Source organism: Fibrobacter sp. UBA4309 (assembly GCF_002395745.1).
Lineage (GTDB): Bacteria > Fibrobacterota > Fibrobacteria > Fibrobacterales > Fibrobacteraceae > Fibrobacter.
The window spans coordinates 37,836-44,235 of sequence record NZ_DGUN01000052.1; the positions used below are offsets into that span (position 1 = coordinate 37,836).

The 6,400-nt window shown below is 55.7% G+C and carries 6 protein-coding genes and 1 tRNA gene; 6 read left to right on the forward strand and 1 reads right to left on the reverse strand.

Annotated elements, in window-relative coordinates; translation table 11 throughout:
• The first annotated feature begins 1 nt into the window (after nt 1).
• From tpiA to B3M32_RS08165, 5 genes are all read left to right on the forward strand, one after another.
• A complete protein-coding gene (gene tpiA / locus B3M32_RS08145) occupies nt 2-763 on the forward strand; it encodes a triose-phosphate isomerase (protein ID WP_173820266.1) in 762 nt (253 codons plus the stop codon).
• Nucleotides 764-790: 27 nt separating this feature from the next.
• Nucleotides 791-1,210, forward strand: coding sequence for a preprotein translocase subunit SecG (secG, locus tag B3M32_RS08150; RefSeq protein WP_290745172.1), 420 nt, complete (start codon nt 791-793; stop codon nt 1,208-1,210).
• Nucleotides 1,211-1,291: 81 nt separating this feature from the next.
• A complete protein-coding gene (locus B3M32_RS08155) occupies nt 1,292-1,561 on the forward strand; it encodes a hypothetical protein (RefSeq protein ID WP_290745176.1) in 270 nt (89 codons plus the stop codon).
• Nucleotides 1,551-2,918: a UDP-N-acetylmuramoyl-L-alanine--D-glutamate ligase gene (murD, locus tag B3M32_RS08160; RefSeq protein WP_290745179.1), complete on the forward strand. Its 1,368-nt coding sequence runs from the start codon at nt 1,551-1,553 to the stop codon at nt 2,916-2,918. The genes B3M32_RS08155 and murD overlap by 11 nt, the downstream gene beginning before the upstream one ends.
• 84 nt (nt 2,919-3,002) lie before the next feature.
• A tRNA-Leu gene (locus tag B3M32_RS08165) sits at nt 3,003-3,086 on the forward strand.
• Between the two features lie 128 nt (nt 3,087-3,214).
• Here the strand turns inward: B3M32_RS08165 and B3M32_RS08170 are convergent.
• Nucleotides 3,215-5,434 carry a carbohydrate-binding protein gene (locus tag B3M32_RS08170; RefSeq protein WP_290745182.1) on the reverse strand — a complete coding sequence of 740 codons (2,220 nt, stop codon included), beginning with the start codon at nt 5,432-5,434 and terminating at the stop codon, nt 3,215-3,217.
• A gap of 143 nt (nt 5,435-5,577) precedes the next feature.
• Here B3M32_RS08170 and tgt point away from each other — a divergent pair.
• Nucleotides 5,578-6,400, forward strand: an 823-nt coding sequence (gene tgt / locus B3M32_RS08175) for a tRNA guanosine(34) transglycosylase Tgt (RefSeq protein WP_290745185.1), incomplete at its 3' end; no start/stop codon positions are given.

The following is a 6,400-nucleotide window of genomic DNA, read 5'->3' on the forward strand; positions in this document are numbered from 1 at the left end:
TATGCGTCAGTATATCATTGCTGGTAACTGGAAGATGAACAAAACCGTTAGCGAATCCATTCAGCTCGCTAAGGATATCGTGGAAGCCGTCAAGGACGTGAAGAAGACCGAAGTGGTCATCGCCCCGACTTACCTCGCCGCCGCCAAGGTCGCCGACGTCATCAAGGGTTCCAACGTGAAGCTCGCCATCCAGGACATCCACTGGAAGGACCAGGGCGCATACACTGGTAAGGTTTCTGTGGACATGGTCAAGGAAATCGGTGCCGAATACATCATCATCGGTCACTCCGAACAGCGTCAGTACTTCCACGAAACCGAAGAAACCGTGAACCTCAAGGTCAAGAAGACCCTCGAAGCCGGTCTTAAGCCGATTATCTGCATTGGCGAAACCCTCGACCAGCGCAACGGTGGCATCCTCAAGGAAGTCCTCGGTCTCCAGATCAAGGGCGCCTTCAAGGACGTTTCTGCTGAAGACGCAGCCAAGTGCGTTCTCGCTTACGAACCGGTTTGGGCAATCGGTACCGGCGTTACCGCTACCGACGAACAGGCTCAGGACACCCAGGCCTACGCTCGCTCCGTTGTGAAGGAAATCTACGGTGAAGCTGTTGCCGAAGGCATGCGCATCCAGTACGGTGGCTCCATGAAGGGCGCCAACGCAGCCGGCCTCCTCGCCCAGAAGGACATCGACGGTGGTCTCATTGGCGGTGCAGGTCTCAAGGCCAACACCTTCAAGGAAATCATCGACGCTGCCGAAGCCAAGTAATTTTCAAACAACCAAGGAATCGTCACTATGACAACTCTTTTTTGGGTCCTTATCGTCGTCCACGTGTTCCTGTGCTTCTTCCTCATGTTGCTCGTTCTCGTGCAGAACGACAAGATGGGTGGCCTCGCAGGTCTCGGTGGTATGACTTCCCAGTCCGCATTCTCCACCGCCGGTGCAGCAACGTTCATCCAGAAGCTGACCCGCGGTGTGGCTGTGGTGTTCTTCATCATCGTCTTCGCCCTCGGCCTCATCACGGCCAAGCAGGACCAGGCTGTTGAAGAATCCGCCATGCAGAAGGCTACACGCGAAGGCGCTGCCCAGCAGGCTCCGACGGTCCCGGCTCTGCCCGGTGACTTTGCCGCTCCGGCTGTTGATGCAGGTGCCGCCGCTGAAGCGCCTGCAGCCGAAGCACCGGCCGCTGATGCGGCTGCCCCGGCTGCCGAATAAGGGAGCATAGCCCAACCGCATATTGAAGTCCGCCCTTGTGGCGGACTTTTTCCGCTTAGTAAAAATGTTAGATTTCTTGATATGAAGCGCGTTTTCATCTTTCTTTGTCTCGTCTTGAGCTCATGTGGTTGCTGGGAGTTATCTGACGAGCATTGCCAAGAGTTTTGGGAAGACGAGCACGAACGCGATAGCCGTAAATGTACGGACTTTGCCGCAGTCGAAAGATGCAAGGCCGAACAACAAGAAATTCTAGCTACGCAGCAACCCGGAAAACCTTTAAACATCGATTCCCTGTGCAATGCAAACACAGAGAAAATCAAATGCATCGACAATGAGAAATATGGATTCTAATCTTATACAGCCCGTTGGCGTTTTGGGCTTTGGCGTCGAAGGCCAGAGCACGTTCAAGTACCTGGTCCGTGAAGGCATCAAGGAAATTGTCGTAATGGACAAGAACCCCGTCACCCTGCCGGAAGTCCCGGCCGACGTGAACGTCAAGACGTTCAGCGGAGACAACTACATGGACGGACTCAAGGACTGCGTGACAGTCGTTCGCTCGGCGGGCGTTTACCCGATGAGCCAGGAACTCTTCAAGTTCCAGATGAACGGCGGAATCATGACGAGCCAGATACAGTTGTTCCTGGAACAGACACGCTCCGCAAAAGTAGTAGGAGTCACGGGAACACTCGGCAAGGGTTCTACCGTGAGCATGATCAGCCATATTCTCGACAAGTGCGGCAAGAAGAACGCCATCGGCGGGAACTTCGGCGTACCGGCCCTGGACTTGCTCGAAGACGAAACTCCCGAACGCATCAGCATCCTCGAGCTTTCCAGTTTCCAGCTGATGACATTGTCCGTTTCGCCCGATGTAGGCGTCGTACTGCGCGTCTCGACAGAGCACCTGGACTGGCACAAGACCGTCGAGGAATACCGCGACGCGAAGGCGAACCTGGTCCGTTGGCAGAAGCGCGGCGGCACCTGCGTCTACCTGAAAGACGCCGCACCGACCGCGAAGATTGCGAGCGAAAGCCCTGCAGCGACCAAGTACTCGATTACCCTTGCAGACGGCCCGAACGCGGGCAACGGAGATGCCGTGATTGACGGCGCCACGCTCGCCATCGGCGGAGAAACGCTGTACCTGGCCGACTGCAAGGTGAAGGGAATCTACCAGCTGGAAAACATGGCGGCGGCGACCCTCGCGTGCAAGGCTCTCGGGATTCCCGTTGCCGACGCTTTCAATGCACTCAAGAGCTACGAGACCCTCCCCTTCCGCATGGAATTCAAGGGCGAAAAGAACGGCATCGAGTTCTACAACGACAGCTACGCTACCCGCCCCGACGCGACTATCGCCGCCACTGCCAGCATGAAGCGTCCCTTCGCGCTGATTCTTGGCGGCTCCGAAAAGAACGCGGACTTCACCGAACTTTCGAACATCCTCGTGAAACAGCGGCCGAACCTGAAGCGCATCGCGCTCATCGGTGCCACCGCCGAGCGCATGCTCGAATCGCTCCGGCAAGCCGGTCTCGATTCCGCAGGCTCGGGCATTGTCGCAGGCATCTTCCCCACCCTGGAAGAAGCCTTTGCCGACAGCCTCTCCATCGGCAATGGCGGGACCGTCATCATGAGCCCCGCCTGCGCCAGTTTCGGCCTATTCAAGAACTACAAGGTCCGAGGCCAAGTCTTCGACAAGCTGGTTTCTGAGGTATAAAAAGAAAAATCACAAAAAAGTGCAGGAACCCCTTTACAAACGGCTCATTTTAATCTAAATTTGAGCCGTTCCGCTAAGGACCACGCGGTCGTGGTGGAATTGGTAGACACGCTAGCTTGAGGTGCTAGTGGGAGAGATCCCATGACAGTTCAAGTCTGTCCGACCGCAGAAGAAAACCCGGCTGAAAAGCCGGGTTTTCTTGTTTTTGAATTCAAGAAAATGCAAAAAAGAGACCCCGGACAAAGGTCCGGGGCATTTCTAACCCGAGCGGGCATTTCCAGCCCGAACGCGTGAGGCTACCTTGCGGTATTCACCATGAGCTTCTTGCCGCCCCGTACCTGCTTGAGCATGTACACGCCCCTGGTATAGCCGGCCGCCTTAAGGGCGCTGGAGGCATCCATGCCGGTCAAGTCGACCGTACCGAGCAGCTTGCCCGAAAGACCATACACGCGGTAGGATTTCGACGCACCGTTCTGGAACCTGACATCACCGATAGCCAGCGTACCGATCGGGTCGGTATCTGCGGCATCCTTGCCCTTCACGAAGTTGATGTAGTCGATATCCATCCAGTCGCCGGTCACGGTGAAGCGGAGGATATGCTTGCCCGCAGTAAGCGTTACGTTTTCCTTGACCTTGTTGTAGTCGTCGTAGTTCTCTTCGCCGGCGCTGGCCTGCGGAACGGAGACTTCACCAGTAATGCTTTCGCCATCGATAGAAAGCTGGAAGCTGGAGGTCGCATTGGCAGAAGCCACAGCCGCATACATGGTGTAATCGCCCGCCTCGGCAACTTCCACGGTGTATTCCAGCCATTCGCCAGTCTGGTTGTAGCCGACCACATAGCCGGTCGCCTTCTTGTAGATGTCTACACCCGTGCCTTCGCGGTAGCTCTTGCCCCCGTTGGTTTCGGCGCCATGGTCATCGGCATCTTTGTCGGCGTAGGAATCGTTGCCTGCGCCGTAGCCCGGTTCATCGAAGTTTTCCATTTCGATCTTGCCCGGAATGGCCCATGCCTTTCCACCAAAGGCGCTCTGCGGTTCGGGTTCACGCTTGGTGCCCTGGAATTCCCATTCGAGAATGCCCATGGTGGAATCCTGCGAGCCCTTGAACACGAAGAACACCTGGTCGACAACGCCGGTAAGGCCCTTCATTTCGCAATCGTTATCGACAAAGGTCATGTTATTGGCAGTCTTCGCAAGTTCGCAAGTACCGGCAAGTGTACCGGAGGCACTGCCCGTATGGATTTCAATCTTATTGCCATCGCCCACGTTCGCAGCCTTGATGCGGAGGTTCTGGGCACCATTGCCGAAGTCCACTCCGGTAACGCGGATCCAGGATTCGCTACGGCTCGTAAGCGGCAGAAGCACGTGCTTCACCGGCTGACCCTTGGTCCAGTCGGTACGGCTACGGATGTTCATCTGCTTGGAGCTAGTGGTAGCCTTGTAGGTCTTGTACGGGTCGAAGTTCTTGATCTGCTTCGGGCCTTCACGAGTGAAGGTCAGCTTGTTCATCTTGTCGCCACTCCAGGTGAGTTCGTCGATGGACACGCTTCTGTGGTTTTCGTAGTTCGGGTTCTCGGAACGCACGCCCGCCTGGGTCGTTGCGGCCGGGTGGTTGTCGGAAGTCACCAGGCGACGATCGTGGTAGACTGCGTACCACTTGTCCTTGAACGGAGCGAAACCCTGGTGGTTGTTACCACCTTCGCCATGAGCATCAGGCACAGAGCCGATTCCCGGAATGACCGTGCCCACAAAGGTATACGGACCCCAAATATTGTTGGACATACCATAGTCAATCACCTGGCTACGGTTGTTGAAGCTCAAGTAATAGGTGCTACCCTTCTTGTGCAAGTAAGGAGCTTCGAAGGAGTTCGGCAAAGAGACCTTCTTCAATGAGTTCTTGTCGAAAGTAATCTTGCCATTGCTTTCGGTAAAGCTGATAATGTCAAAGTTGTTGCCATAGGGGCGGCTAGAGCTTTCGCCACCACCGAAAATCACGTAACCCTTGCCGTCGTCATCAATCAAGATGCCCGGGTCAAAGCAGTGCGCAATGCCGTCGCAACCACCGATAAGGCTGCCACCACCCGCAATTCTATTGACGCCATGGGTTTCCTTGACCGGGTCGGTATAAGGACCATCGATAGCCGGAGCGGTAATCATGCCCACGCCGCTTGCGCCATCAGGGTAAACGATATAGACCTTACCATTCTTGACAGCAATGCCCGAAGCCCAAGTGTTGTTCGGATAGTTGCCGAATTCACGCTTGGAGCGGAAAATCATGCCGTGGTCGGTCCAGTTTTTCATGTCTTCGGACGTAAAGGCATAAAGGCCGACAATGTCGTAGTTCCAGTTCGTCTGGTTGTTGTAGTCGTCCACATCGGTAAGGATGTAGAACGTGTCACCATCAGAGGCGCAAGAAGGGTCCGCCAGATAGTGGTAAGATGAAATGGGGTTGTCGGCAACTGCATTCGCGACCATGCCGAAAGTAACAGCCGTAACGGCTTTCCACACTGTTTTCATATACACATCTCCATTCACCAAGGGCCTGCACATGCAGAACCCGCGAATATAAAATATGTTCTGCCAGGGGTAATATCCCCCCATGTCGCAGCCTTTGCATGGATAAATTGACAACAAGCGTTTTTTTCTACATTTTAGGCCAAATGAACCGTTTCGAGCTCCTTAAAACATCCAAGAAATCCAAGGCCCGCCTGGGCGTAGTCCACACCGACCATGGCGACGTGACAACGCCGATTTTTATGCCGGTGGGCACCGAGGCGACCGTCAAGGCGGTCACCCCGGCACAGCTCAAGGATATCAAGGCGGAAATAATACTCGCGAACACGTACCACCTGTACCTGCGTCCCACCACCCCGCGTATTGCGAAGGCGGGCGGCATCCACAAGTTCATGGCATGGGACGGCCCGGTGCTTACCGACAGCGGCGGATTCCAGGTATGGAGCCTGAAGGATTTGCGCAAAATTACGCCCGAAGGCGTAGAATTCAGGAGCATCCTGGACGGTTCGAAGCACTTCTTTAGCCCCGCAAGCGTCATGAACGCACAGCGGGAAATCGGTGCCGACATCATCATGGCGCTCGACGAGTGCACGCCCTTCCCGAGCACGGCAAAGGAAGCAGAGCACAGCCTAAATTACACCCTCAAGTGGACCGCGGAAGCCATGCAATGGCTCAAGGAGCACCCGCCCATCCACGGTTACGACCAGCAGTTCTTCGGGATTATCCAGGGCGGCATGCACAAGAACTTGCGCCAGCAGGCGATTGAACGCATCGCGGAACTCGGGCCCGACGGATTTGCGATGGGAGGCCTCTCGGTAGGAGAACCGACCGAGACGATGTACGAGATTGCGGATTTCTGTACCGATATTTTGCCGCAGGACCACGCCCGTTACGTGATGGGTGTTGGCACGCCGTGGAACCTGCTGGAGCTCATCGAGCGCGGCGTGGACATGTGCGACTGCGTGATGC

Excerpts from the sequence above, each read along its gene's own strand:
- tpiA (WP_173820266.1), top strand. The coding sequence starts at position 2 with ATGCGTCAGTATATCATTGCTGGTAACTGGAAGATGAACAAAACCGTT.
- secG (WP_290745172.1), top strand. The coding sequence starts at position 791 with ATGACAACTCTTTTTTGGGTCCTTATCGTCGTCCACGTGTTCCTGTGC.
- B3M32_RS08155 (WP_290745176.1), top strand. The coding sequence starts at position 1,292 with ATGAAGCGCGTTTTCATCTTTCTTTGTCTCGTCTTGAGCTCATGTGGT.
- murD (WP_290745179.1), top strand. The coding sequence starts at position 1,551 with ATGGATTCTAATCTTATACAGCCCGTTGGCGTTTTGGGCTTTGGCGTC.
- B3M32_RS08170 (WP_290745182.1), bottom strand. The coding sequence starts at position 5,434 with ATGAAAACAGTGTGGAAAGCCGTTACGGCTGTTACTTTCGGCATGGTC.